General features: G+C 63.2%; 23 protein-coding genes and 1 pseudogene. 9 read left to right on the plus strand and 15 right to left on the minus strand.

The features are described 5' to 3' along the window. The 9 genes and pseudogenes from V7Q81_RS03420 to V7Q81_RS03460 form a co-directional block, all read right to left on the minus strand. Positions 1-341: pseudogene (locus tag V7Q81_RS03420) on the minus strand (MFS transporter); the annotation flags it as partial. Between the two features lie 28 nt (positions 342-369). Further along, positions 370-1,161: an ABC transporter ATP-binding protein gene (locus tag V7Q81_RS03425; RefSeq protein WP_333840367.1), complete on the minus strand. Its 792-nt coding sequence runs from the start codon at positions 1,159-1,161 to the stop codon at positions 370-372. A 16-nt stretch (positions 1,162-1,177) separates the two neighbouring features. Beyond that, a complete protein-coding gene (gene ntrB / locus V7Q81_RS03430; protein ID WP_333840368.1) occupies positions 1,178-2,059 on the minus strand; it encodes a nitrate ABC transporter permease in 882 nt (293 codons plus the stop codon). A gap of 31 nt (positions 2,060-2,090) precedes the next feature. Further along, entirely contained in the window at positions 2,091-3,365 is a 1,275-nt protein-coding gene (locus V7Q81_RS03435; protein WP_333840370.1) for a CmpA/NrtA family ABC transporter substrate-binding protein, read from the minus strand. A gap of 289 nt (positions 3,366-3,654) precedes the next feature. Beyond that, a complete protein-coding gene (locus V7Q81_RS03440) occupies positions 3,655-4,227 on the minus strand; it encodes an ANTAR domain-containing response regulator (protein ID WP_333840371.1) in 573 nt (190 codons plus the stop codon). A 57-nt stretch (positions 4,228-4,284) separates the two neighbouring features. Then, a complete protein-coding gene (locus V7Q81_RS03445) occupies positions 4,285-4,701 on the minus strand; it encodes a globin family protein (RefSeq protein WP_333840372.1) in 417 nt (138 codons plus the stop codon). Between the two features lie 341 nt (positions 4,702-5,042). Further along, positions 5,043-5,300 carry a hypothetical protein gene (locus tag V7Q81_RS03450; RefSeq protein ID WP_333840374.1) on the minus strand — a complete coding sequence of 86 codons (258 nt, stop codon included), beginning with the start codon at positions 5,298-5,300 and terminating at the stop codon, positions 5,043-5,045. Positions 5,301-5,875: 575 nt separating this feature from the next. Then, positions 5,876-6,163: a hypothetical protein gene (locus V7Q81_RS03455; RefSeq protein ID WP_333840375.1), complete on the minus strand. Its 288-nt coding sequence runs from the start codon at positions 6,161-6,163 to the stop codon at positions 5,876-5,878. 20 nt (positions 6,164-6,183) lie between these two features. Further along, a complete protein-coding gene (locus tag V7Q81_RS03460) occupies positions 6,184-6,516 on the minus strand; it encodes a hypothetical protein (RefSeq protein ID WP_333840377.1) in 333 nt (110 codons plus the stop codon). Positions 6,517-6,779: 263 nt separating this feature from the next. On the opposite strand from V7Q81_RS03460, the gene thiI reads away from it, so the two are divergent. Next, on the plus strand, positions 6,780-8,081 hold the full coding sequence (thiI, locus tag V7Q81_RS03465) for a tRNA uracil 4-sulfurtransferase ThiI (RefSeq protein WP_333840379.1): 1,302 nt from the start codon (positions 6,780-6,782) through the stop codon (positions 8,079-8,081). A gap of 137 nt (positions 8,082-8,218) precedes the next feature. Continuing rightward, complete coding sequence (locus V7Q81_RS03470; protein ID WP_333840380.1) at positions 8,219-8,494, plus strand: TFIIB-type zinc ribbon-containing protein; 276 nt, start codon at positions 8,219-8,221, stop codon at positions 8,492-8,494. Between the two features lie 59 nt (positions 8,495-8,553). Here V7Q81_RS03470 and V7Q81_RS03475 read toward each other — a convergent pair whose 3' ends face one another. From V7Q81_RS03475 to hrpA, 3 genes are read right to left on the minus strand one after another with little or no spacing between them, the layout of a single operon-like run. Continuing rightward, positions 8,554-9,000 (minus strand): hypothetical protein, encoded by a 447-nt coding sequence (locus V7Q81_RS03475; RefSeq protein WP_333840382.1) that lies wholly within the window; start codon positions 8,998-9,000, stop codon positions 8,554-8,556. A 28-nt stretch (positions 9,001-9,028) separates the two neighbouring features. Then, positions 9,029-9,523 carry a molybdopterin-dependent oxidoreductase gene (locus tag V7Q81_RS03480; RefSeq protein ID WP_333840384.1) on the minus strand — a complete coding sequence of 165 codons (495 nt, stop codon included), beginning with the start codon at positions 9,521-9,523 and terminating at the stop codon, positions 9,029-9,031. 60 nt (positions 9,524-9,583) lie between these two features. Continuing rightward, positions 9,584-13,471 (minus strand): ATP-dependent RNA helicase HrpA, encoded by a 3,888-nt coding sequence (gene hrpA, locus V7Q81_RS03485; protein WP_442954746.1) that lies wholly within the window; start codon positions 13,469-13,471, stop codon positions 9,584-9,586. 67 nt (positions 13,472-13,538) lie between these two features. Here hrpA and V7Q81_RS03490 point away from each other — a divergent pair, with 67 nt between their 5' ends. Next, entirely contained in the window at positions 13,539-14,309 is a 771-nt protein-coding gene (locus V7Q81_RS03490) for an SIR2 family NAD-dependent protein deacylase (RefSeq protein WP_333840386.1), read from the plus strand. A gap of 81 nt (positions 14,310-14,390) precedes the next feature. Here V7Q81_RS03490 and V7Q81_RS03495 read toward each other — a convergent pair whose 3' ends face one another. The 3 genes from V7Q81_RS03495 to V7Q81_RS03505 form a co-directional block, all read right to left on the minus strand. Beyond that, positions 14,391-15,374: a TerC family protein gene (locus tag V7Q81_RS03495; protein WP_333840387.1), complete on the minus strand. Its 984-nt coding sequence runs from the start codon at positions 15,372-15,374 to the stop codon at positions 14,391-14,393. A gap of 294 nt (positions 15,375-15,668) precedes the next feature. Further along, entirely contained in the window at positions 15,669-16,634 is a 966-nt protein-coding gene (locus tag V7Q81_RS03500; RefSeq protein ID WP_333840388.1) for an AEC family transporter, read from the minus strand. Positions 16,635-16,730: 96 nt separating this feature from the next. Beyond that, positions 16,731-17,711 carry a 2-hydroxyacid dehydrogenase gene (locus tag V7Q81_RS03505; RefSeq protein ID WP_333840389.1) on the minus strand — a complete coding sequence of 327 codons (981 nt, stop codon included), beginning with the start codon at positions 17,709-17,711 and terminating at the stop codon, positions 16,731-16,733. A gap of 258 nt (positions 17,712-17,969) precedes the next feature. Here V7Q81_RS03505 and panB point away from each other — a divergent pair, with 258 nt between their 5' ends. From panB to V7Q81_RS03535, 6 genes are all read left to right on the plus strand, one after another. Beyond that, positions 17,970-18,836, plus strand: coding sequence for a 3-methyl-2-oxobutanoate hydroxymethyltransferase (gene panB / locus V7Q81_RS03510; protein WP_333840390.1), 867 nt, complete (start codon positions 17,970-17,972; stop codon positions 18,834-18,836). Positions 18,837-18,983: 147 nt separating this feature from the next. Continuing rightward, a complete protein-coding gene (locus V7Q81_RS03515) occupies positions 18,984-19,730 on the plus strand; it encodes a GntR family transcriptional regulator (protein ID WP_333840391.1) in 747 nt (248 codons plus the stop codon). 168 nt (positions 19,731-19,898) lie between these two features. Continuing rightward, positions 19,899-20,738 carry a sterol desaturase family protein gene (locus V7Q81_RS03520; protein WP_333840392.1) on the plus strand — a complete coding sequence of 280 codons (840 nt, stop codon included), beginning with the start codon at positions 19,899-19,901 and terminating at the stop codon, positions 20,736-20,738. A 34-nt stretch (positions 20,739-20,772) separates the two neighbouring features. After that, the gene (gene dctP / locus V7Q81_RS03525) at positions 20,773-21,855 is read left to right on the plus strand and encodes a TRAP transporter substrate-binding protein DctP (protein ID WP_333840393.1); all 1,083 of its coding nucleotides are present in this window, start codon (positions 20,773-20,775) and stop codon (positions 21,853-21,855) included. 142 nt (positions 21,856-21,997) lie between these two features. After that, the gene (locus V7Q81_RS03530) at positions 21,998-22,486 is read left to right on the plus strand and encodes a TRAP transporter small permease subunit (protein WP_333840395.1); all 489 of its coding nucleotides are present in this window, start codon (positions 21,998-22,000) and stop codon (positions 22,484-22,486) included. Then, the gene (locus V7Q81_RS03535; protein ID WP_333840397.1) at positions 22,483-23,805 is read left to right on the plus strand and encodes a TRAP transporter large permease; all 1,323 of its coding nucleotides are present in this window, start codon (positions 22,483-22,485) and stop codon (positions 23,803-23,805) included. Before V7Q81_RS03530 ends, V7Q81_RS03535 begins: the two co-directional genes overlap by 4 nt. The last annotated feature ends 3 nt before the right edge of the window (positions 23,806-23,808 follow it).

The following is a 23,808-nucleotide window of genomic DNA, read 5'->3' on the forward strand; positions in this document are numbered from 1 at the left end:
ACCCCCAGGAACACCCCCAGAAGCAGCGCCTGCTGAAACGTGTGAATGCCAAACGCCCAGGCCCACGCCAGCGCTCCGATGACCAGCATCTGGCCGAAGCCGCCGGCGCGCTTGGGTTTCAGGTGATCCACCAGCACTCCCATGACGATGCGCAGCAACGCACCGGCCAGCACTGGTGTGGCCACCAGGAGCCCCTTCTGGCCCGCGGTGAGCCCCAGGTCCGCCGCGATCTGCACCGCCAGTGGGCCTAGGATCACCCAGACCATGAAGCTCAAGTCGAAATAGAGAAACGCCGCGAACAGGGTGGGGGCGTGGCCCACTTTCCAGAAGTTTGTGTTCATTTGGCCCGTCTCCTGCGCTCCAGTGAGGTCAAGCGGCCGGGCGCATCTGGCGACGATAGAGAAATTCCAGCACGTGGGCGCGCACGTGGTGGTAGCGGGCGTCTGCCGCGAGGGCGACCCGGTCCCGGGGACGAGGCAAATCCACTGAAACTACTTCCCCCACGGTCGCGGCGGGCCCATTAGTCATCAGCACAATGGCGTCGGACAGGAGCACCGCCTCGTCCACGTCGTGTGTGACCATGATCGTGGTCGTGCCAGCGGTAGCGACGAGGCGCATCAATTCTTCCTGCAAGGTGGCGCGCGTGAGCGCATCGAGCGCACCGAAGGGTTCGTCGAGCAGCAGCACCTTGGGTTGCATGGCGAGCGCGCGTGCAATGCCCACGCGCTGCTTCATTCCACCAGAGAGTTCGTTTGGGTATTTATGCTCGGCGTGCGCCAGCTCCACAAGCGAGAGTGCCTCGCGCGTGCGCCAGCGCAGCTGCGAACGCGTCTCGTCGCGGCCGAAGACGCGCTCGACGGCAAGATACACATTGCCGAACGCGGTCAACCACGGCAGCAGCGAATGGTTCTGGAACACTACCGCCCGGTCCGGTCCCGGTCCGGCGATCTCGCGCCCGTCAAGGAGCAGTACGCCGCGCGTGGGTTCGAGCAGGCCCGCGATCAAATTGAGCAGCGTGGATTTGCCGCATCCGGAGTGGCCGATGATCGCCACGAACTCACCGCGATGGATATTGAGGTAGATGTCCTCCAGTGCCACGTACCGGCCGCGGCGGGTCGTGAACACCATCTGCACGTCTTCGATTTGCACGAACTTGTCCATGAGGCGATCTGCAATCTCAGTAACGGAAACGGCGTGCCATGAGCAGGATTGCCTGCTCGAGCAGCAAACCCACCAGTCCAACCACGAATATGCCGATGATCAGGTGTTCTACGCTCAGATTGTTCCACTGGTCCCACATCCAAAAACCGATGCCCACTCCGCCTGTGAGCATCTCGGCAGCCACGATTACGAGCCAGGCGATGCCCACCGACAGACGTACGCCGGTTAGCAGGTACGGTACGACCGCAGGAAACAGGATGCGGCTAAAGAGCTTCCACGGCGGGAGATTGAGCACCCGCCCGACGTTGTGGTAGTCCTGTGGAATCTGCGCCACACCAGCGGCGGTGTTGAGCACCATTGGCCACAGGCTCGAGATGAAGATCACCCAGATTGCTGCTGGCTGCGCCTGCTTGAAGATGTACAGCCCTATTGGCAACCAGGCGAGCGGCGACACCGGCCGCAGCACGCTGATGATCGGCGCCATTGCCCGGCTGAGGAAACCGAAATAACCGATCAGAAACCCGAGGGGAATGCCTACGAGCGCCGCAAGCCCGAAGCCCAAGCCCACGCGTGCAAGCGACCGCAGCACGTTCCAGCCGATGCCCTGGTCGTTCGGACCCTTGTCGTAGAACGGATCGCTAAACACCTGGACCGCTGTGGCGAAGGTTTTCGCCGGACTCGGAAGATCGCTCGTGGTGGAGACCAGGGCCCACACGAGGACGAAACTCACGATGCCGATCGCGGGTGGAAGCACCAGGCGCTGCAATCCCTGAATCAGCGTTCGCCCTCGCGCGGGCACGGAGGACGAAGAGGGCGCTGCCTGCAACGGTAGCGGTACTACGGCCGGTGCGCTTGGCTCTGGCTGCTGCTTTTGCTTGCTCAACTGTACGACGTTCATGTTCTCTCCAGGTCGTCTGTTGCGCGCGACCTCAGCTCACACGCACCCTGAAGCTTGCCGCATAGGCTTTCGGGTCCTTGCCGTCCCAGATGCCACCGTCGAAAAACCGAGCAGCGCGCACCGGGCTCTCGGGCACCGGCGCCTTAGCCATGGCGGCGGCCTGCTTGTAAAGCTCGATCTGGTTCACCTGCTTGGCAATCGCCAGATAGTCCACGTCCTCTTTGAGCAGGCCCCAGCGTCGATGTTGAGTTAAAAACCACATGCTGTCGGAGAGGTAGGGGAAGGTTACCGCCCCGTCGTTGTAAAACTTCATATAGTTCTTGTCTATCCACTTTTTGCCTATGCCGTTCTCGTATTCACTCTTCATGCGACCCTCGATTACGTGCACGTCAGTGTTCACGTAGGCTTTCTGGGCGATGATCTGTGCTACCTTGGAGCGATTACCCATCGTGTCGATGTACCTGCCGGCCTCGATGATTGCCGCAGTCATGGCGCGCGCGGTGTTCGGGTACTGCTGCACAAATTCGAGACGCGTGCCGAGCACCTTCTCGGGATGATCCTTCCAGATATCCTGGGTGGTGATGGCGGTAAAGCCGATACGATCGAAGATCGCGCGCGCGTTCCACGGCTCGCCGACGCAGTAGCCGTCCATGTTGCCTACGCGCATGTTCGCCACCATCTGCGGCGGTGGCACAGTGATAGTCTTGACGTCGGTAAACGGGTTGACGCCATGCGCGCCGAGCCAGTAATAAATCCACATGGCATGCGTGCCGGTGGGGAAAGTGTGGGCGAAGGTGTATTCGCGCGGCTCCGCTTTGAGTAAGGTCGCGAGCGACGTGCCATCGGTTACCCCCTTCTCCTTGAGCTGGTTCGAGAGCGTGATCGCCTGGCCGTTGTTATTGAGAGTCATGAGAATGGCCATGTCCTTCTTCGGCCCGCCGATGCCCAGCTGTACGCCGTAGATCAGGCCATAAAGCACGTGCGCGGCGTCGAGCTCGCCGTTGACGAGCTTGTCGCGCACCGCAGCCCAGCTCGCTTCCTTCGAGGGCAGGATCTTGATGCCGTGCTGCCTGTCGAAGCCTAGTTCCGCGGCGATGACCACGCTGGCGCAGTCGGTGAGCGGAATAAAGCCGACCTTAACCTCTTTTTTCTCCGGTGCGTCTGAGCCGGCGGCCCAGGCAGCCGAGCGGATCGCCGGCGGCACGAGTGAGAGGATAGAAGCCCCTGTGACAGCGCCTGCAAGCTGAATGAGGCGGCGCCGCTGCGGATCTGCTGGGGCAGGGCTAGGGTGGCTCTTTTCGCTCATTCCGTCACCTTAAGGTCGAATAAACAGTTCCCAAAAAAAAAGCGTCCTGAAGCTGTGGCTTTTCCCCCACACTCCAGGACGCCGTTGTCCTAAGCGGGCGCTTTCGCCCCTTACCTCATCGCGCGCCCGCCCGCTCGAGCGTACGCTCGATCGTCTTTCTCGCAACAACCATGCCTGCTCCCGGATCCAGTATTTCCATCAATGCATCAAAGCCTTGCGCGCTCGCTCCAGCCTTCACACCGCTACCAGGCGCTGCGCCTGCACCATCGCGGAGCAGGCGCGCACCAAATCAGCCCGGCCGTTTCATAGCATCGATCACGCCCTGCGCAACCTCTGCGAGGCGCATCCTTCGGTCCATGGCCATCTTGCGCAAGATGCCGTACGCTTCTGCCTCATCGATGCCCCGCGCCTTCATGAGCAGCCCCTTGGCCCGCTCCACCGCTTTGCGCTCCTCAAGACGCGCCTGGACTTGCGCCAGCTGCCGCTTGAGCGCCTGCTCTGCTTCGAAGCGGGCGATCGCCACGCGCAGGACGACATCGACATCCCCGGCGGCAACCTCGCCCACCACGTAGGCCGAGACGCCCGCTTCAATGGCCGCCTTGATGGTCTGCATATCTCGCTGGGCAGTGACCAGGATAATGGGCCGAGGCGTGCTTCGCGTGAGCTCGCAAAGCTGCTTCAGCACATCGCGGGCCGGGTAATCCCAATCGAGGATGATCACGTCGGGCTCGTACTTCAGGACCAACTCATGGAGTTCGATGGCCGCGCGGACCTGCGCCACCACTTCGCACCCCACTGCGGTCAGGACCCCCTTGAGCCGACTGATGTCCTTAGCGGTGTCGTCCACCAGAATCACGCGCATGGAAGCCCTGTCGTCTCTGAGCCCTCCGCCCGAAGGATGCTGTCCTTCAGGCACGCGTCAGGCAGCCGCGGTAGCAGCGGCTTCCTTCATTACGCTCGCCAAGAGCCAGTAGACGTCCGCCCAGGCCTGCTCAACGTCCGCGGTGAACTCTTTCCCCAAACTTTGCTGCAAAGCCCAAAGAAGCGCTGTACCGACTGCGGCGTAATGACTTTCCTTGACACCGTAGCTCGCATGACGCCGGCCCAGGTCCTGGACCGCCGGCACGATCTCGCCGAAGTGCGCCAGGCTATTGACGGCGGCGTTGATCATGGCCATGAGCTTGCGTCCCTGCGCCACCATGTCGCCTTCAAACAGAAGCCGCAAAGACGGATCCATCGCAAAAAGTTGTTCGTAGAACAACCTGGCTACCTGATCCTGGAGGGGAAGGATCTTTGACCAGCTCGACTGCACTAAAGTGATCTGCTGCGGTGTCATGACAACTCCTTTCGCCAAGGGTTGACCAGGGTGATCATGTCATCGACTGCCGCCCTTATCTCGGCATCGGTGAGGTTCGCATTTCCCCCGCGCGGCAGCATTTCCGGGCAGCTCGATGCAACGAAATCCTCCGGCGCTCGGGCATATAACACCTCGCGTCCCTGATCCAAGGGCGCGGCCCCAAACCGTCTTGTTCTCGATCCGGAGCACGCCCGACAACGGCTCATCGTGGCAATCCCGGTAGGGCCTGGCCCACACCGCCTGTCCTCGTTTGAGTCACGCATCGTCTCGCGTTGGGTAGGCGGCCTCCTGTCCGGTCGCCGCGGGAGAGGTGCAAGCGTTCAAATCGAGACTGTCGTTCCGAGATGCATCGCCGTCTCATTTCTCGGGATGGGCACGATGCCGACCGTCGCGTCTCCCATTTCGATGTCCCGGCGCGGGCTATCTTGGTGGTCCTCGTGACAGGCGATGCAGACCTTTGCCACGGTCTCGTCTGGGTAGACTGCCGTGGGACACCTCCCACCCAACGCCTCTTCCTCGTCAAACGGCTGGCCCGGGCTCTTGACCACCGCTTCAGGCCCCTCCTTTTTCAGGGGCATCTTCGGCCTGCACTGCCTGTTGACCGGCCACGGATGGCCAGCGGCAGGCCCGGAGCATGTCGGCGTAGCGCCCGGATGACGCGCACGCCGGCAGGGCCAGTGCCGACGGCTGTCACTGGCGCGAGCGCTTCGGCCGCAAGCGACTCGTCTCCGAGCAACGCTGCCATCACTTGCTCCAGTCAATAAAAAAGTTCACTGCGCCTGCCGGCGATGGTGAACTTCGTTGTCCGCGGGAGGGGTCGGCTCCCGCTGCGTAGCCGTGCCCTCCCGTAAGAACACCCTTTCACGGGCCACCGAACAGGGGCGACTCGCCTTGTAACCCCGCTGAGGCAAGGACCATGCCAGCACCCTCGCCGCTGCGAAAGCGCTTTGATCTGTATCGGGATGCGGGCGTGCAGCGGTCCTGGGGCGCTTCGAGGAGAGGAAGTATGGGTGCCCTGCGTTGGTGCGGCGGGTTTCTACCGTGCACCAACTCAATACGGATCGGCTCGGCGAATGCCTGCGCTCCGGTGACGCGCGTCCCACCCCTCGCAGCTGTGCATCACTCGGGCCACGACGCTGTCCCGGAGCCCGGCTTAGAGGAACTCGGCCCGGGCCGCCTCCACGGCCTTACCGAGCCTGCGGGCTGCACGCTCTATCTCGTACTTCAATTCTTCGAAGGCAGCGTCCCGAGCCTGCGCAAGCTGCCGTACCAAGCGCTTGAGCTCCCGCACTTGGCCTCGCAGAGCAAGCACCCGCTCCTCGGCCCGCAGCTCGCCGCCTGCGGAAAGGCGGGCAGCGCGGCGCTCGAGCCGATCGATCTCGGCCTCCCAGACGCGCAAGCGGGAACCGATCGAAAGCAGGTACGCATCGCGCATGCCCATGGGGCCTTCTCCAAGTGGCCCTATGCCGCGGTTCCCAGTGCTGCTACCAGCGCCACCGCTGCCAATCCCAAGGCGGCCGCCGTGGTCCTGCGGGAGGCGCGCACCGCCCGCTCCAGGCTCTCGTTGGCGCTCACCTGCTTCTCCAGCGCCTGGGCGAGGCGCTGGACCTGCTCGGCAAGCTCGGCGGCGAGCTTCGCCTGATCGGTGAAATGCCGCTCCAGCGCTTCGAGCCGGGCGCTCAAGTCCCGCTCCCGCGCGGTGCTGCGAACCGCCATCCATGACGAGACGATGCGCTCTGCGACGGACACGAGCGGTCCGATGGACTTCAGAATCGGCATGAGCTCAATGGCCATGGGCTCCTCTCGAGGTAATCTCGGGCTGACTCGATGGCAGAATGCTAACCGATGCGCGAGCCCCAGAACACCGGGAAAGCGCTCCAGCGCCGTCCTTCCCGGCAACCCGAGGTGGGCTTAGAATAAAAGGCCTTATACTGCCCGTGCGGCCAGAACACGGGCGTGCCACTACGATAAACCATTCGAGCGTCCGAGCGACCTTTTTCTCATCTCAGCTCACTCGATACCCGCCAGATTCGAATAGCAAGCGAGTTCTCCGATCCATGGAGGCCGAAATCCGCGCTGTCTATCCTCCCGCGTCTGGAACTGCAGAAGCACCGGACTCGAGCTCCGGGCTCGGCAGGCCCGACCGGCTGCTGGTGCACTACGCCGAAATCGGGATCAAAGGCCAGAACCGGCCCCGCTTCGCCGAGTTGCTGCGTCAAAATATCGAGCACCGCTTACACCGGGCGGGCAGCACCACGCGCGTGCGCCTCACTCATGACGGCCTGTACGTCGAGATCCCCCCTGGTGCCGAGCTGGAGCCCCTGCTCAGCGCCGTCGCCCAGGTACCGGGCATTGCCTGGTTCGCCCCCGCCCATTCCTTTCCCCGGCCGGTTGCGGGCTGGAGCGAAACGGATGTCCAACGCCTCGAAGCGGCCCTGGTCGCCCTCGCCCGAGTCCTGCCCGTACAGTCCACGTTCAAGGTGCGGGTGAAGCGTTCCGACAAGCGCTTTCCCTTAAATTCCAGCGAGCTCGCCCGGCGCTTCGGCGCGGCGATCATCGCGGGCTCCGGCTGGTCCAAGGTGAGTCTAGACTCTGCGGAGCGAGTCTTCAGCGTGCATATCGCCCGGGAGGCCGCCTATCTGTTCACCGACCGGGTGGAAGGCATCGGCGGGCTGCCGGTGGGGGCGAGCGGGCGGGTGCTCGCGTTGCGCTCGGGTGGAATTGACTCCCCGGTGGCGGCCTACCTCATGGCCAAGCGGGGTTGCCGGGTGGATTTCCTGCACGTGGCGGCAACCCGTATCGACCTGCAGAGCGTGGCGGCAAGTCCGGTGGCAGAGCTGGCGCGGCTGCTTTCCCGCTATAGCCTACATTCGCGCCTGTTCGTCGTGCCCTCGACCCGCTTCGACATCGGGCTACTCCAGCGCCGTAGCGCCTACGAGCAAGTGCTGTTTCGCCGCTTCGCCGCCCGGGTGGCCGAGCGGCTCGCCCGGCGCCTCGGCGCGCCGGCCCTGGTGGCAGGCGACAGTCTAGGACAGGTGGCCTCCCAAACCCTCAAAAACATGGTCACCATGTCGGCCGCCGTGGAACTGCCGATCCTCAGGCCCCTCATCGCCTACGACAAGCGGGAAATCATCGATCTCGCCCGCTCAATCGGCACTTATGAGACTTCCATCCGGCCGTATAAGGACTGCTGTTCCCTCCTCTCGCCCCAGCCGCGCACTGCGTCGCGGCACGAGGAAGTGAGCGCCCTGGAATCAGAGCTTTTTCCCGACTACGATGCCTTGGTGGAACAGACCCTGGCGGAGGCACTCTGTCTTGTCTTCGATTGCGGCGAACGAGTATCGGAGCCTGGCGACTGAGCAGGGTAGGAGCGTGCGCCCAATGCCTACCGGCAAACCACGGGCATGTCGCTTGAAGATTTTTCCCCACGGACCGGGAACTCAGGCCTTCGAGACGCATCGGACTGAAGGGTTAACCAGCTGGTGAGGAGAAGCCCATGAGATGCCCCGTGTGCAACGAAGTCGACCTGCTCATGACTGAACGCCAAGGCATCGAGATCGACTACTGTCCCCGGTGCCGAGGTGTGTGGCTCGACCGAGGCGAGCTAGACCGGCTGATCGAGCGCGCCGCAGGGGAGGAATGGGGCAAGCCATCACCCCGGTCCGAGACGCCTTCCGCGGCGGCGCGGGGTCGAGGCGAGCGCTATCCTGATGACGAACACTACCGCCGACGGCGAAAATCCTGGCTGGGAGAAATCTTCGATTTCGATTGACCACCCCGCGAGGCGGCTGCGTTCGGTTCAGACCTTTCCCGCTCGGGCAAGCCTCCTCTTCACCATTGCCCCAGCAACACGTACAGCCAGAACAGGGTAAAGAGCGCCGGCGCCCCGATCAGGTAATACCTGGACGGTACGGCGCCGGCGATACGGGCAATGCGCTTGGCGCGCACGAGCGCTGCTCTATTTTCGTGCAGGTGAAACCGGGCGTCTTCCGGATAGCGGGCCGCCAGATCGTCGAGCTTCGCGCTCCACATGTCCTGGAAAAGGACGGTGCGGCCGATGGAAAGCACCCACACCAGGCAGACGACGAAGCCCGCCAGGTAGATGAAGATGGGCCAGGACTGGGCGTCGGCGGCAAAAGCCAGCTCCACGCCGATCGCCAGCAGAACGTTGGCGAGCAACAGGACCTGCAGCTTCTGGGTTTTGATCATGTTCTCCCGGGCCCAAAGATCCATGAGCAAACGGTAGCTCTGCCAGTCGCGCTCGGCTTCCTTCTCCATCGACGATTCTCCCCCCTTTTCGCCCGGTTCAAGCCTTGCGGCGCGCCCGGGCGATGCGCTCGCCGTCGTTCTCGCCCGCCTCAGCGGTGAGGGTGAGCCGATCCACCCACTTCACGCTAGTGAAGCACGCACCGCCCGGCAGGACGAGCCGCCAAGGGGCACCGTGCTGGAGGGTCAGGGGCGCACCGTTGAGCCGGTCGCACAGGAGCGCCCGGCAGGCCTGTTCCAGCGGAATCGGCACGACGTAGTCACCCGCCCCCACCCGGACGAAGCGCGCTTGGGAGGACGGCAGGGCCCGGGCAATTACCTCGGCGAGCGGTACGCCTTCCCAGGTGAGCCCGGGCACCTCCCAGCCTTCCTCGCAGCGGAAGGCTTCGGCAAGGCTCGCGCGGGGAAGCGCCGCCAGCTCCTCTGGACCGAGCTCCAGCGAGTTGCTCACCAGCCCGTCGACCTTAAGCCGAGGAGGCCTGCCCGCCACCTCGGCCGGAACCTCCTGCTGCGGCAGCCGTGTCCGAATCTCCATGGATCCATTCCTCCAGCGGCGCTTATGGTATCAGCATCCGCCCTTGCCGGCTTGGCCCTTTCAGGGCAAATCTGAGAGAAATTTCTCGAGCCGTTTCACCGACACGGGATAGGGGGTCTTCAGCTCCTGGGCAAACAGGGACACCCGTAGCTCCTCCAGCATCCAGCGGAATTCCTCCAACCGCGGATCCGGGAGGTCGGCTTTGCGGCGACGCTCCAGGCGTTGCTGCCATTGCCTCGTCAAGCGTTGGATTTCGCCCGTCCACCGGGCATCGCGCTCGCCGAAGTTTTGTAGCTTCTCCAGCCGCCTCTGCATGGCCTTGAGGTAGCGCGGATATTCTATGAGATGCGAATACGGCGTAGAGGCGAGGAAGCCGTGATGGATCAGGGCCTCCAGCTGCTGGGTCAAGTCCGGCACCACATGTTTCCACGCCCGGGTCCCGGGGCTTGCCAGCAGCTTTTTCACCGTCTGGGCTTCGGTCAGGATCTGGATGAGAAGCCGCACGTACTCCTCTCCCACCACCGGGAGCTTAGCCCGCACCTGCTTGGCTCGGGCCTCGTAATCGCGGCGGGTCCGGATCGGGGAGGGATCGCTCCATACCGCACGGTCGACAACCGCCGAGACGAGCTCCTCCTTGAGCGCCTCCCCGTCTCCGTAGGGCGCATAGAGCATGGCGAGTTGAGGAGCGTCCCGCAACCTCCGCTCCAGCTGCTTTAACTGCTCTTTCAGCTCCAAGCGGAACAGGCGATTGATGCCACTGCGGGTGGCGATGGCCGCCTTCTCGGGCGTCTCCAACAAGGTGAGTCGCACCGACCCCCCCTCGTCCACCAGAGCGGGATAGCCCGTTAAGACGTGCCTGCCCCGGCGGAATTCCACCGCTTCCGGCAACGTCAGGTCGCCCCAACACCCGATGCCTGCGCGCTCCCAAGCGCTCTCGGGGGCAAACGCGGCCTGGGCCTGCTCCTCCAGCGCCCGACGCAGGGCGTACAGGTCCCGCCCCATGGCGAGCTCTATCCCTTTTTCGTCCACTACTCGGAAGTTCATGCGGAGGTGGGCCGGAAGCGTCACTGCCTGAAGCGCCTCCGCAGGCACCACCACGCCGCGCATGCGGCTCAATACGCGGCTCAGGGCTTCCGTCAGGGGCGTTTCCCTCGAGAACGAATCCAGGGCCGTCAAGGCTTCCGTGACGGATTGCGGCAGCGGCACCAAGGCCCGGCGCAGAGACTTGGGAAGCCCGCGAATGAGGGCGTTCACCTTCTCCCGTAAAAGGCCCGGCACCAACCACTCGAAGGGAGCGGCGGGCAGCTGATTGAGCAAAGCGAGGGGCACGGTAGCAGTGACCCCGTCCAAGGGATGGCCGGGCTCGAAACGATAGGAAAGCGCAAGCTCCACCCCATTCACCGCCAGCCGCTCTGGATAGAGGGCTTCGGTGATGCCCTGTGCGTCGTGCCGCATGAGATCTTCGCGGCTCATGAACAGGAGCTGGGGGTTTTTCGCCTCTGCTTCCTTGCGCCAGCGCTCGAAGGAGTGGCCGTTGTACACATCGGGAGGAATGCGGGCATCGTAGAAGGCGAACATGCGCTCCTCGTCCACCAGCACGTCCTGGCGCCTGGATTTGTGCTCCAACACCTCGATCTCTTCGCGCAACCGTTCGTTGTGCCGGAAAAACTCGCCCCGGGTGTCGAATTCGCCGGCTACCAGTCCGCGGCGGATGAAGATCTCTCGGGAGGTCTTCGGATCGATGGGGCCGTAGTGGACGCGGCGGCGCGGCACCACCACCAACCCGTGGAGGGACACCTGCTCCCAGGCGACCACCTGGGCGCCGCTCTTCTCCCAGCGGGGCTCAAAGTAGCTGCGCTTGACCAGATGGGCGCCCGCCCGCTCGATCCATTCCGGTTCAATGGCAGCTACACAGCGAGCATACAGACGGGTGGTTTCCACCAGTTCCGCGGCGACAATCCACTTGGGCCCCTTGCGCCGCAAGCCGGAGCCCGGATGGATCAGGAACTTGATACCCCTGGCGCCTTGGTACTCCCCCGGCTCTTCGCCCTTCATTCCGACGTTGCCCAGAAGCCCCGCCAGTAGGGCGCGGTGGATCTGCTCGTAAGTAGCGGCGTCTTCATTGAGCCGCATGCCCATCTCGGTCACCAGGGCATGGAGCTGGCCGTGGATGTCGCGCCACTCCCGCAACCGCAGATAGGAAAGGAAGCGCCCATGGATCTCTTCCCGCAGCTTGCGGTTGGACTTCTTGTGCTTGAGCGCCTCGTCGAAGAACTTCCAGAGCTTGAGATACGACAGGAAATCGGAGCGCTCGTCCGCAAACTCGGCGTGGGCCTCCCCTGCCGCCTGCTGCTTCTCCAGGGGCCGTTCCCGGGGGTCCTGCACGGACAGGGCGGAGGCGATGATCAGCACCTCGGTCAGGCAATGCTCGTCCCGGGCCGCCAGGATCATGCGAGCGATGCGCGGATCGATGGGAAGCCTCGCCAGCTCGCGGCCGATACGGGTGATACGGCGGTTTTCGTCCACCGCCCCCAGTTCGGCGAGAAGCTGGTAGCCGTCCGAAACGGCCTTGGGCGCTGGCGGATCCACGAAAGGAAAAGCGTCCACCTCGCCCAGGTTCAGCGCCTGCATGCGCAGGATGACGGCAGCGAGGGACGAGCGCAGGATTTCCGGATCGGTGAAGCGGGGTCGGGCGTTGAAGTCTTCTTCCGAGTACAGGCGAATCGCCACTCCGCTTGCCACCCGCCCGCAGCGGCCTGCCCGCTGGTTGGCCGACGCCTGGGAGATCTTCTCGGTGAGAAGTTGTTCCACCTTGTTGCGATAGCTGTAACGGTTAATCCGGGCAAGGCCCGGATCAATGACGTAGCGGATACCCGGCACGGTGAGGGAGGTCTCGGCCACGTTGGTGGCAAGCACGATGCGCCGCCCTCGCGAAGGCTCGAATACCCGCTCCTGCTCGGTGGCGGAGAGCCGCGCGTAAAGGGGCAGGATCTCCGTCCCCGCAGGATGATGCTTGCGCAATGCTTCGGCGGTCTCTCGGATTTCTCGCTCCCCTGGGAGAAACACCAGGATGTCTCCGGGGCCGGTGCGATGGGCCTCGTCCACAGCCTCCAGAATGGCCTCGGTCAGGCCCTGCTCCTCGTCCCCTTCCGATTCGGCCCAGGGTCGGTAGCGAATCTCCACCGGATAGAGCCGACCAGAGACCTCCACCACCGGGGCATTGCCGAAATGCCGCGAAAAGCGCTGCGCATCCAGGGTAGCGGAAGTAACGATGACTTTGAGATCAGGGCGCTTGGGTAGGAGCTGTTTCACATAACCCAGTAGGAAATCGATGTTGAGGCTGCGCTCGTGGGCCTCGTCGATGATGAGGGTGTCGTAGGCCGCAAGCAGCGGATCGCCCTGGGTCTCGGCGAGCAGGATGCCGTCGGTCATGAGCTTGATGTAGGTCGTCTCCGACACCTTGTCGGAGAAACGCACCTGGTAGCCCACAGCCTGACCCAGGGGAGTGGCCAGCTCCCGGGCGATGCGGGCTGCCACCGTGCGGGCAGCGATGCGCCGCGGCTGGGTATGGCCGATCAGCCCCGCGACGCCACGCTTGAGCGCCAAGCAGAGCTTGGGTAATTGAGTCGTTTTCCCCGAGCCCGTCTCTCCGCAAATGATCACTACCGGATGGGCCGCGATGGCAGCGGCGATTTCCTCTCGCTTCTGGGAAACCGGCAGCGCTGGGGGAAACGTGGGCACAGGCAGCCGCGCCAGTCGCTCTCGAAAACGGTCGGCAGAAGCCTCGAGCCTTGCCTCCAGCATCCGCAGCCGGGCCGGGTCGTCCCGAGCGCCTAGGCGCGCGATCTCCGCCGCCAGGGCCGGCCGGTCACGCGTCATGGTCTCAGCCAATCGGGCCGAGAAACGTTCCAGTAAAGGGTGGCCGCGCAGGGCGGCAGGCACAACCATGGGAAAAAAGCGAAACTGAAAGCACGTCCATTTATTTTACAATGAGCGTTTCCCAGCGCTTTGAGCCATGGACATTCCAGCCTCCCTCATCCACGCCCTCCAGCAGGCTCGGCGCGTCGCAGCCCTCACCGGTGCCGGCATCTCCGCCGAGTCGGGCGTTCCCACCTTCCGGGAGGCCCAGACGGGGCTCTGGGCCAGGTACGATCCCCACGAGCTTGCTACGCCGGAAGCTTTTCGGCGTAACCCCCGGCTCGTGTGGGAATGGTACGCCTGGCGCCGAGAGAAGGTGGCGCGCGTTGAGCCCAACCCTGGCCACTACGCCCTCGTGGAAATGGAGCGGCGCTTTCCCGAATTCATCCTCGCCACCCAGAACGTGGACGGGCTGCACCGGCGCGCGGGCAGCCGTCGAGTGCTGGAGCTCCACGGCGACATCACCCGTAGCAAGTGCTTTGCCTGCGGCCGTCCCGCGGAAGCCGGGTCGCAGACGGAGGAGGTTCCGCCGCGTTGCCCCGCCTGTGGCGGCCGGCTCAGGCCGGATGTGGTCTGGTTCGGGGAGACGCTGCCCGAGGGCACGCTCGCGGCCGCCATGGACGCCGCCGCCCGCTGCCAGGTCTTTTTGAGCATCGGCACCTCGAGCCTCGTCTATCCCGCGGCCGCGCTTCCGGAGCGAGCCCTGGAGGCTGGCGCGGTCGTGGTGGAGATCAACCCTTCCGAGACCCCCCTCACCCCTCGCGCCGCATACTCCTTGCGGGGGCCAGCGGGCGTAGTGCTCCCAATCCTTCTTGATCGACTAGGGCCCCGGCCCTCTGATCAAGGAGGGGAAACGGGGTCCGGGTAGATCGCGCGCCTCGGGCGCCGAGCCAACGTCGGCGACACCTCTCCGGGCCGTACCGATGCCGCTTTTGCTAACGGGGGCCCCTTATGACTCTGCGTCCGCGGACTGGCCGCGGCCTTGAAGGCCCGGCCTGAGCACCATGCTCAAGGCCACGGACGCAGCCAGGATGGCAACCACCACCGCGAGGGACACGAACACGGGGATCTTGTAGAAATCGGCGATCAACATCTTCACGCCAATGAACATCAAGATCAGGGCGAGCCCGTAGCTCAGCAGATGGAAGCGCCCGGCAAAGCCCGCCAGCAGGAAGTACATTGCCCTCAATCCCAGTATCGCGAACACGTTGGAGGTGAGCACGATGAAAGGGTCCAGGGTGATGGCGAAGATTGCCGGAATGCTGTCCACGGCGAAAACCACGTCGGTCACGCCCACCATGACCATGACTACGAAGAGGGGGGTCGCCCACCACTTGCCGTCGCGGATGATGAAAAACCGCTCCTGGTGGAATTCCGGAGTGATCCGCAGATGACCGCGCAACCAGCGCAGCACCGGGTTGCGCTCCAGATCCGGCTTGGCGTCGGCGAACACCCACATCTTGATGCCGGTTGCGAGAAGAAATGCACCGAACAAGTACAGCACCCAGTGAAAGCGGGCGATCAGCCAGGCGCCGCCCAGAATCATGGCCGCCCGCAACACGATGGCGCCCACGATGCCGTAGATCAAGACTCGGCGCTGGTACTTGAGGGGCACCGCAAAGTAGCTGAACAACATCAGGAACACGAAGATGTTGTCCACCGCCAGGGATTTTTCCACCAGGTAGCCGGTCAGGAACTCGGTGACCTTGAGATTGGCCAGAGAGCGGCCATGCTCGATATCCAAGTACCACCAGAGCAAGCCAGCGAAGGCGAAGGACAGCACGACCCACAAGGCGGACCACCAGGCCGCTTCCCGTAGCGTGATCCGCCGGGCGCCACCGCGCTCGAGGAGCACGATATCCGCAACCAGGGCGGCCACGACGAAAATGGCGAAAGCCGCCCACATCCAGGCAGTACCGATGGTCTCGGGCATGGATTTCTCCTTTGCAGCTCGTTGGCGGGGCGCCCCGTCCCCGAACTGCCAGCCATCGGCCTGGTCCGAAAATAAAAAGACCTTTGCCGGTGCTGGCAAAGGTCTCGCTTGCAACCGAGGGTTGCCGGCAGGACCGGGGTGGCGCCCGGATTGACGATCCTGCCGCGAAAGCCCGTTCGCACGGGCTTCGTCGAGCTACTCCCCTTTGGGGCTGGCATGCTTTACAGCACGCCGAGGGCGAATTCTACCCGATTTGGCGAGCCGGAGGCAAAAAAGTTCTGACCTGAAATGCCGTCACCGGATCAGACCGAGCGTGAGGCACAGGGGTAAGGTCAGCCAAAAGGCCACGGTGCTCCAGCCGATGAGTAGCGCTGCTGCCTCGTGGTCCAGGCGGAAGCGGTCGGCCAACAGCAGGGCCGTCATCATGGTGGGTGTGGTCCCTTCCACCACCGCTGCGTACTCGGGTTCCCCCATGGGGGCGAACAGTACGCGGGCGGCCACCCACACTAGCGCCGGGACCAGCAGAAGCTTGATTGCGGCCACCGCCAGGATCTCCCCCTTCGGGATCAGGGCACGCCAGGGAACCGTGAGCCCGAGTACGAAAAGAATGACCGGGATGGTGGCCTGACCAATGAAACGGGTGGCGTTTACCAGAGGCTCGTAGACCCAGCCCAAGGACTGTAGCCCGATCCCCAGCACGAAAGCCCAAAGAGGGGGCATCGTGGCGAGGACCCGCCACACCGAGGGCTGGTCGGCGGCATTGCCCCGATGGGATCCCAGGCGGGTACAGATCCATACCCCCACGCTCCACACCACCGGGATGGTCATTAGCATGTCGTTGAATACCGCGTAGCGCAGTGCCTCCGGCCCGTAGAAGAACTGCAGCACTGGCACTCCGATGTTGAAGGTATTGCCAAACATCCCGCCCACCATGAGCACTGCTCGGGTTGTGTCCTTAAGATCACGACCCAGCGGCGAACGATAAAGGATCCAGTAGAGAATCACCCCCGAGCTCAGGGAGCCGATGCCTACCAGCAACGGCACACGCAGCAAGTCACCGGTGATGGGCGTGGTGGCGGAGACCGCGAAGATAATGGCTGGGTAGAAGACGTACATTACCAGCCGATTGAGCTGGCTGCGTAAGGGGGCGAGCGGCGCGTCGCGGAAAACGAGGGGCCAAAGTGCCCCTGCCGCCACCAGTAGGGACAGGGGCAGCATCACCTGCACCATCAGACCGACAAGCTGGGAGAAATGGTCCATCAGCCTCAAGCCCCGGCGGAGGCAAGTGAGCGGGCAGGCAGCGCAAACGCCTGCGGGCCCGCCTTTATCCTGCAGGCGGTGCGCGGCACCGCCCGCCTACCCTCTGCGCTTGGCCTCCGGATTGACGAGATCGGGAGGATCGCCTCGGGTCAAGGCCGCCACTAGGTTCAGTGCGGCCTTTTTCGCCATGTTGAGCCGGGTAGAGTGGGTGGCGCTGGCGATGTGGGGCGCCAGCACCACGTTCTTGAGCCGAAGGAACTCGGGATGAAGGTTCGGCTCGTTCTCGTACACATCGAGTCCGGCGGCGGCGATGGTGCCGTCCCGCAGAGCCGCCACCAAGGCGGCATCGTCCACCACGCCGCCCCGGGCGGCGTTGATGAGGATGGCGGTGCGCTTCATTTTCCTGAGTTCCGACGCACCGATCAGGTGATGGGTCTCGGGCGTGTAAGGGCAGTGCAAGGTGACGAAGTCCGAGCGGGCGAGGAGCTCTTCCTTGGACACGAAAGTGGCGTTGCAGCGGCGCTCCACCTCTGGCGCGACGCGGTGCCGGTTCCAGTAGAGCACCTGCATGTCGAACCCGAGAGCGCGCCGGGCCACCGCCTGGCCGATGCGGCCCATGCCGATGATGCCGAGGGTGGCACCGTGCACGTCGGCTCCCAGAAGTTGCTTAAGCTCCCAGCGTTTCCACTGGCCGCCCCGCAGGTAGGCCTCTGCCTCCGTCAGGCGCCGGGCCGCCCCGAGAATGAGGGCCCAGGTAAAGTCGGCGGTGGCTTCATCCAGGACCCCCGGCGTGTTGGTAACCAAGATGCCCCGACGCGTGCACTCCGCCACGTCGATGTTGTTATAGCCCACGGCAATGTTGGCCACCACCTTCAGGCGGGGCGCCCGGTCGAGAAGTGCGGCGTCGATCCGATCCACGATGGAAGTCATCACGCCATCCTTGTCCGCCAGACGCTGCGCCAGGTCTTCGGGACCCCACACGGCGTCGCCCTGATTGTCGCTCACCTCAAAGTGCTGCCGCAGCAACTCGAGGACTTCGTCAAAGATCTCCCGGGTGACGAGGACTTTTGGCTTCATGGTCGGTGGTTGTGCTCCAGTGGCGGAAAGGCCAGACATGCCCGCGCGGACTTCCACCCCTTGCGCGGTGCGACGCCATTATACCGTCCCGCTCCCCCAGGAGGCTCGCCAGCGTGGGCGCTTTTCTCGGAAAGCTCCGAGAGGCAAAGGTTCGAGCGGCGCTCTCTAGACGCTTCGCCTACCGGGAGGTCTCCCTGCGGTTGCCCAGCATCTGCTATGGCAGTAATATATCAGTTGGATAGAAAGGGAGACGGACTGATGCAGGACAAACGGTCCAAACGCACCATCGCCGAGATCCGCGATTCCAAGAAAACCGGAGAGAAGATGGTCTACATGTCGGTGCCCGACTACACCTCGGCGCGCTGGGCGGAAATGGCCGGGGTAGACGTGGCGGTGGTGGGCGACAGCCTGGCCATGGTGGCCCACGGGCACCCGAGCACCATCCCGGCTACCATGGACATGATGATCCTGCATTCGGCGGCGGTACGGCGTGGCGCCCCCAACACCTTCGTCTTGGGGTGCATGCCGTACCAGAGCTACAATACCGTGGACCGTGCTCTCGCCAACGCCGCCCGCTTCATGCAAGAAGGAATGTGCGACGCGGTCAAGCCCCAGGGCGGTAAATCCCAAGCTCATATCCTTAAAGCCATCGTGGATGCCGGCATCCCCTGTGCTTCCCACATCGGATTGACGCCCCACACGATCGCCATGTTCGGCGGCTTCAAGGTCCAAGGGCGTACGGCGGAGACTGCCATGAAGATCCTGGAAGACGCTCTCGCGATCCAGGACGCGGGCTGCTTCATGCTGGAATTCGAAGCGGTGCCGGCGAAGATCGCCAAGGTGATCTCGGAGCAACTGGAGATCCCCACCATCGGCATTGGCGCAGGCGCTGGTACCGACGGTCAGATCCTGTTGTGTTACGACCTGCTCGGCGTATTCACCGATTTCAAACCCAAATTCACCAAACGCTATGCCAACCTGACCGAGGTGGCGGTGGCGGGCATCCGTCGCTACGTGGAGGAAGTGAAGGCCGGCATCTTCCCGGACGAGGAGCACAGCTACGCAGTGGACGAGCGGGAGTATGAGCGGTTCCTCGCCATGGTCGAGCACCGGCGGCAGATCTGACTAGCCCGTGCCCCCTTTCAATTCCCCGGGCCGGGCGCTGAGATATACTTCCTACGCCTTGCGACGAATAAACATCGATGACGTTCGAAAAGACAGTATCCGATGAGCAGCCAGCCGTGCCTGACCAGGGTTTCGGGGAGGTGCGCCTTGCCTCGTAACAGTCTCAAGGGCGCCGGGGCCCGTAGCGCTACTCCGCGCCGCCCGGCCCGCGTCCCGCGCTCGCGCCCCTCCCGCCCGCGCGCCGATCAACCCGGCGAAAGCCTAACCGACCGGGCTTATCGGGATCTGGAAGAGCTGATCGTCACCTTGAAGCTCCCCCCGGGCGCCGCAGTCTCCGAAAGCGTCCTGAGCCGGCAACTGGGCATCGGCCGCACCCCTATTCGGGAAGCACTGCAACGGCTCGCCCGGGAGCGCCTGGTGATCATCCTCCCGCGGCGCGGCATCATGGTCTCGGAAGTCAACGTGAAGAGCCAATTGCGCCTGCTCGAACTGCGGCGCGAGGTGGAACGGCTGGTCGCCCGCAGCGCCGCCCGCCGGGCGACACTGGAGGAGCGCCAGCGCTTCCACCAGCTCGCAGACAGCTTCGAGCAAGCCGCGCGCACCAACGACGATACCACCTTCATGCGGGTCGACCGGGAGTTCAACGAGCTGTGTCTGGTGGCAGCGCGCAACGAATTCGCTGCCAACGCCATGGGTCTCGTGCACTCCCTGTCGCGGCGCTTTTGGTATATCCACTACAAGCAGGTGGCCGACATGCCCCGCGCTGCAAAGCTGCACGCCGACGAAGCACGTGCGATTGCCAGTGGCGACGAGAAGGCTGCCGCGGAAGCCTGCGACCGCCTCATTGACTACGTGGAAGAGTTCACCCGCGCCACCGTCAGCACCGACGTCTGAAGCGAGAGCAGCAGCACCCCCTTCCTTGCCTGTCTTGACAAGCGTTCTTGTTCTCGTATACTAGTATATCAGTCATATATCAGTAATACCTGATATAGACACTATTGGTATATCTGCGGCTGGATAACTAGACCAGCGCAAGATCCGGTAGAGTCGAAGGAGGCAGCCATGAAATCCATCGCGTCCGAGCCCACTCTGGTCGAGCGCCACGCTATGAGCGAGCGCCAGCGCCAGTTCCGCGAGCAATACAAGTCCAAGATCCACCCGCTGTACAACGGGCCGTTCCACATCGGCGTGATCTACGTGGTGGGTGCCGCCGCTATTTGGTGGTGCGTCTCCCGCCTGGAAAACGCCACCTGGGAGTGGCTCCTGGTGATCCCCATTTTCCTGCTCTCCAACCTGTTCGAATGGTGGATCCACAAGAACGTGATGCACCGGCTAGTGGATGTGTTCGCTCTGCGTGCCATCTACCAACGCCACACCCGCGAGCATCACCAATACTTCACTGATAACGAGATGACAGTGGACTCCACCCGCGAATGGCGCATCATTTTCTTCCCCTGGCGGGCGCTCTTCACTTTTATGGCGCTTGGCACGCCGTTCGCCTTCCTGCTCGGGTGGCTGATCAATCCCAACGCCGGCTACATCCTGATGATCACCATCATCGGCCAGTACCTGATCTATGAAACGTTCCACTACTGCTGCCACGTGCGCGACAACTGGTTCGTGCGCTATATGCCCTTTATCAACACCATCCGACGTCACCATACGGTGCACCACAACAAGGGCATCATGATGGACATCAACATGAACCTCACTTTCCCCATCGCCGACTGGCTGATGGGAACTAGCGACCTCAACCGAGGCCTGCTGGGGCACCTGTTCAACGGCTACAGCATGAAGCATGTCAAGCCAGAGGTGCGGGCCAAGATGGATCGCTGGGTGAACCAGGAGGAGTCCCCGCGGGAAGCCCAAGCGGAAGCCATGTCCGTGCGGCAGACCGCCTGATTCGTTCGACCAACTTGCCATAGGAGGAGGGCATATGCGGCAGAGTCGCAGAAATGCTTTGAAAGGCCTCGGTGCGGCGGGCGTTCTGACTGCCACAGCATCGCTTGCGCGGGAAGCGGCAGCCCAACAGAAGGGACCCAGCTACCACTGGAAAATGGCCACCGGGTGGGCCGGGGGGCCGTTGATGGATATCGGCGCCAAGGCATTCGCCGAGCGTCTTGAGTTCCTGTCCGGCGGCCGGATGAAGGTGCAGGTATTCCCGGGCGGGGCGCTCGGCAACGCGCTCAAGGTCTCGGAGACGGTCAAGAACGGCATCGCCGAAATGGGCCACACCTGGATGGGCTACGACTGGGGCGCAGACCCGACCACCGTGCTCTTCGGCGGCTATGCCGGCAGTTTCAACTCCGAGTACATGCTGCACTGGCTGTACGAGGCCGGCGGCGCCGAGCTGCAACGCCAGTTCCGGGACGAGAAATTCGGCATCGTCTCGATGCCCCTGTTCATTCGCACCGCCGAAGTCTTCCTCCATTCACGCAAGCCAGTGAGGACCCTGGCGGACCTAAAGGGCCTTAAGCTGCGCACCGCTGGCGCCTGGATCGAGATGGCCAAAGAGCTGGGCGCCTCCCCGGTGACCACGCCGGGAGGCGAAATTTACCCGGCCCTAGAGCGGGGAGTAATCGATGCTACCGAGTGGGGCACTCTGTGGGAGAACATCACACCAGGCTTCTACAAGGTGGCCAAATACCTCATCATCCCGGGAGTGCATCAGCCCACGGCGCCCTTCGAGCTCTGTATCAACAAGGACGTGTGGAGCAAGCTTTCGCCCAACGATCAGAAATTAATCGAGCTCACGGCCAAGCTGGTCACTTTCGAAACCTTCACCCGCATCGGCCATGAGGATGCCAAAGCGCTCGACTTCTACCGTAAGGCCGGCAACGAGATCGTCGAGCTAGACGAAGAAGTGCAGTACGCCGCCCGGGAGCGGGGCTTTGCCTGGGCGGAGAAAACCAAGGCTGGCAACCCCTGGTTCGAAAAGGTCTACAAGAGCCAGCGCGAGTTCGAGGTGCTGTGGAAAGATGCACCTCGCTACCGCAACGTCAAGGTGAAGCAGGCGTAACTAATTTTCGGGCCGGCGAGGGCGCTACCGCGCATTCGCCGGCCCGGTGTCGAGACTGCTCGTGGCCGCTGCCCCACTTGCGGCACGTGCGCTTCGCCAGCCCTTGACTGCCATGATCCCACTGCTCCGATTCCTTGACCGTGTGAGCGGGTCAAGCGGCGCGGTAGCCGCCTGGCTCGTGGTCCCCCTCATCGCCGCGAGCTGCTACGAGGTCTTTTCCCGATACGTGCTCAACGAGCCCACCCTCTGGGCGTTCGAGATCGGCTACATGGTGATGGGCACCCACTTCTTGATCGGCATGGCCTACACCCTGCGGGAGAACGAGCACGTGCGAGTGGACCTGCTCTATGGCCACGTCTCCCAGCGCGTGCGGGCGCTGATCGACGCGTTCACCTATGTGGTATTGGTGCTGCCTTTGTGCCTGTGGCTCTCCGCGAGCCTCTGGGAGAAGGCGCTCAAAGCCTACGAGACCCAGGAGCGCTCGGGCATGTCGGCGTTCAATCCCCCCATCTGGCCGTACCGGGCCGTGTTCTTCGCCGCCTTCACGCTGCTCGCGCTACAGGCAGCCGCCCAGCTCATCCGCTGCGGCCTTACTCTGGCGGGCAAGCAGCTGCCAGGAGAAAAACAATGATGGATTACCTGGCGCTTTTCATGCTCCTGGCGATGTTCGTCCTCATTTTCATGGGCGTACAGGTAGCCTTCGCCCTGATGGGCACCGCGCTTTTCTTCGGCTACCTCGTGTTCCACGACGCGGTGATTTTCCAGTTCATGGAAAAAATCGAGGACATCGCGTCCAATTACGTGCTGGCTGCCGTGCCGTTGTTCGTCTTCATGGGCACCATGCTGGAGCGCTCGGGCATCGCCGAAAAGCTCTTTGAAGCGGTGCACCTGTGGACCCGGCGTCTGCCCGGGGGCCTCGCCCTAGGCACGGTGGTCATGTGCGTGATCTTCGCTGCCTCCACCGGCGTGGTCGGTGCCACCGAAACGGTGGTGGGCCTCCTCGCCATCCCGGCAATGTTGAAATACGCCTACAACAAGCCCCTGATCTGCGGCACCATCTGCGCCGGCGGATCCCTCGGGACCATCATTCCTCCCTCGGTGGTGGTGGTGGTGCTGGGACCAGTGGCCAACGTGTCGGTAGGCGATCTGTTGGTCGGCATGATCTTTCCAGGTTTGATCTTGTCCAGTTTGTATCTTCTCTACATTTTCCTGCTGTGCGCCATCAGGCCGGACTACGGTCCGCGAATTCCTCCAGGTTCACAGGACCCGCCGCTCTCTGACCGTCTGAGGATCACGTTTTACGCTCTGATACCGCCGGTTTTGATGGTTCTTGCGGTACTCGGGTCGATCATCTTCGGTTTGGCCGCCCCCACTGAAGCGGCAGGCCTGGGAGCCTTTGGCTCGATCCTGCTCACCATACTTTACCGCAAGTTCAGTCTCGCCACCCTCAAGGACGCAGTGCTCAAGACTCTGCGCATCACCTCCATGATCATGGCGATCCTGCTGGGCGGTACCATCTTCACCGGGGTGTTTTTCGCGAGTGGCGGGATCGACCTGACGAACAAGCTGGTGGCCCACCTCGATCTCGGGCCCTGGGCTCTGCTGGCGTTGTTGCTCACTATCTGCTTCCTGGCAGGCTTCGTCCTCGACTGGATTTCGATCCTCCTCATCTTCATCCCCATTTTCATGCCGCTGGTGAACGCCGCCGGGTTCAACCCGGTGTGGTTCTGCATCCTGTTTTTGATCATCATCCAGACGAGTTACCTTACGCCGCCGCTCGCGCCCGCCATTTTTTACCTGCGCGGCATTGCACCCCCATCGATCACCCTCATGGACATGTACAAAGGAGTGATACCGTTCATCCTGCTTCAGGTCGCGACTCTTTTCATCGTGATCATTTTTCCCCAGACGGTGCTCTGGTTGCCCGAGAAGGTTTTGGGCTTCCGGTAACGT

This window comes from Pelomicrobium sp., from assembly GCF_036803785.1.
Taxonomy (GTDB): domain Bacteria; phylum Pseudomonadota; class Gammaproteobacteria; order Burkholderiales; family UBA6910; genus Pelomicrobium.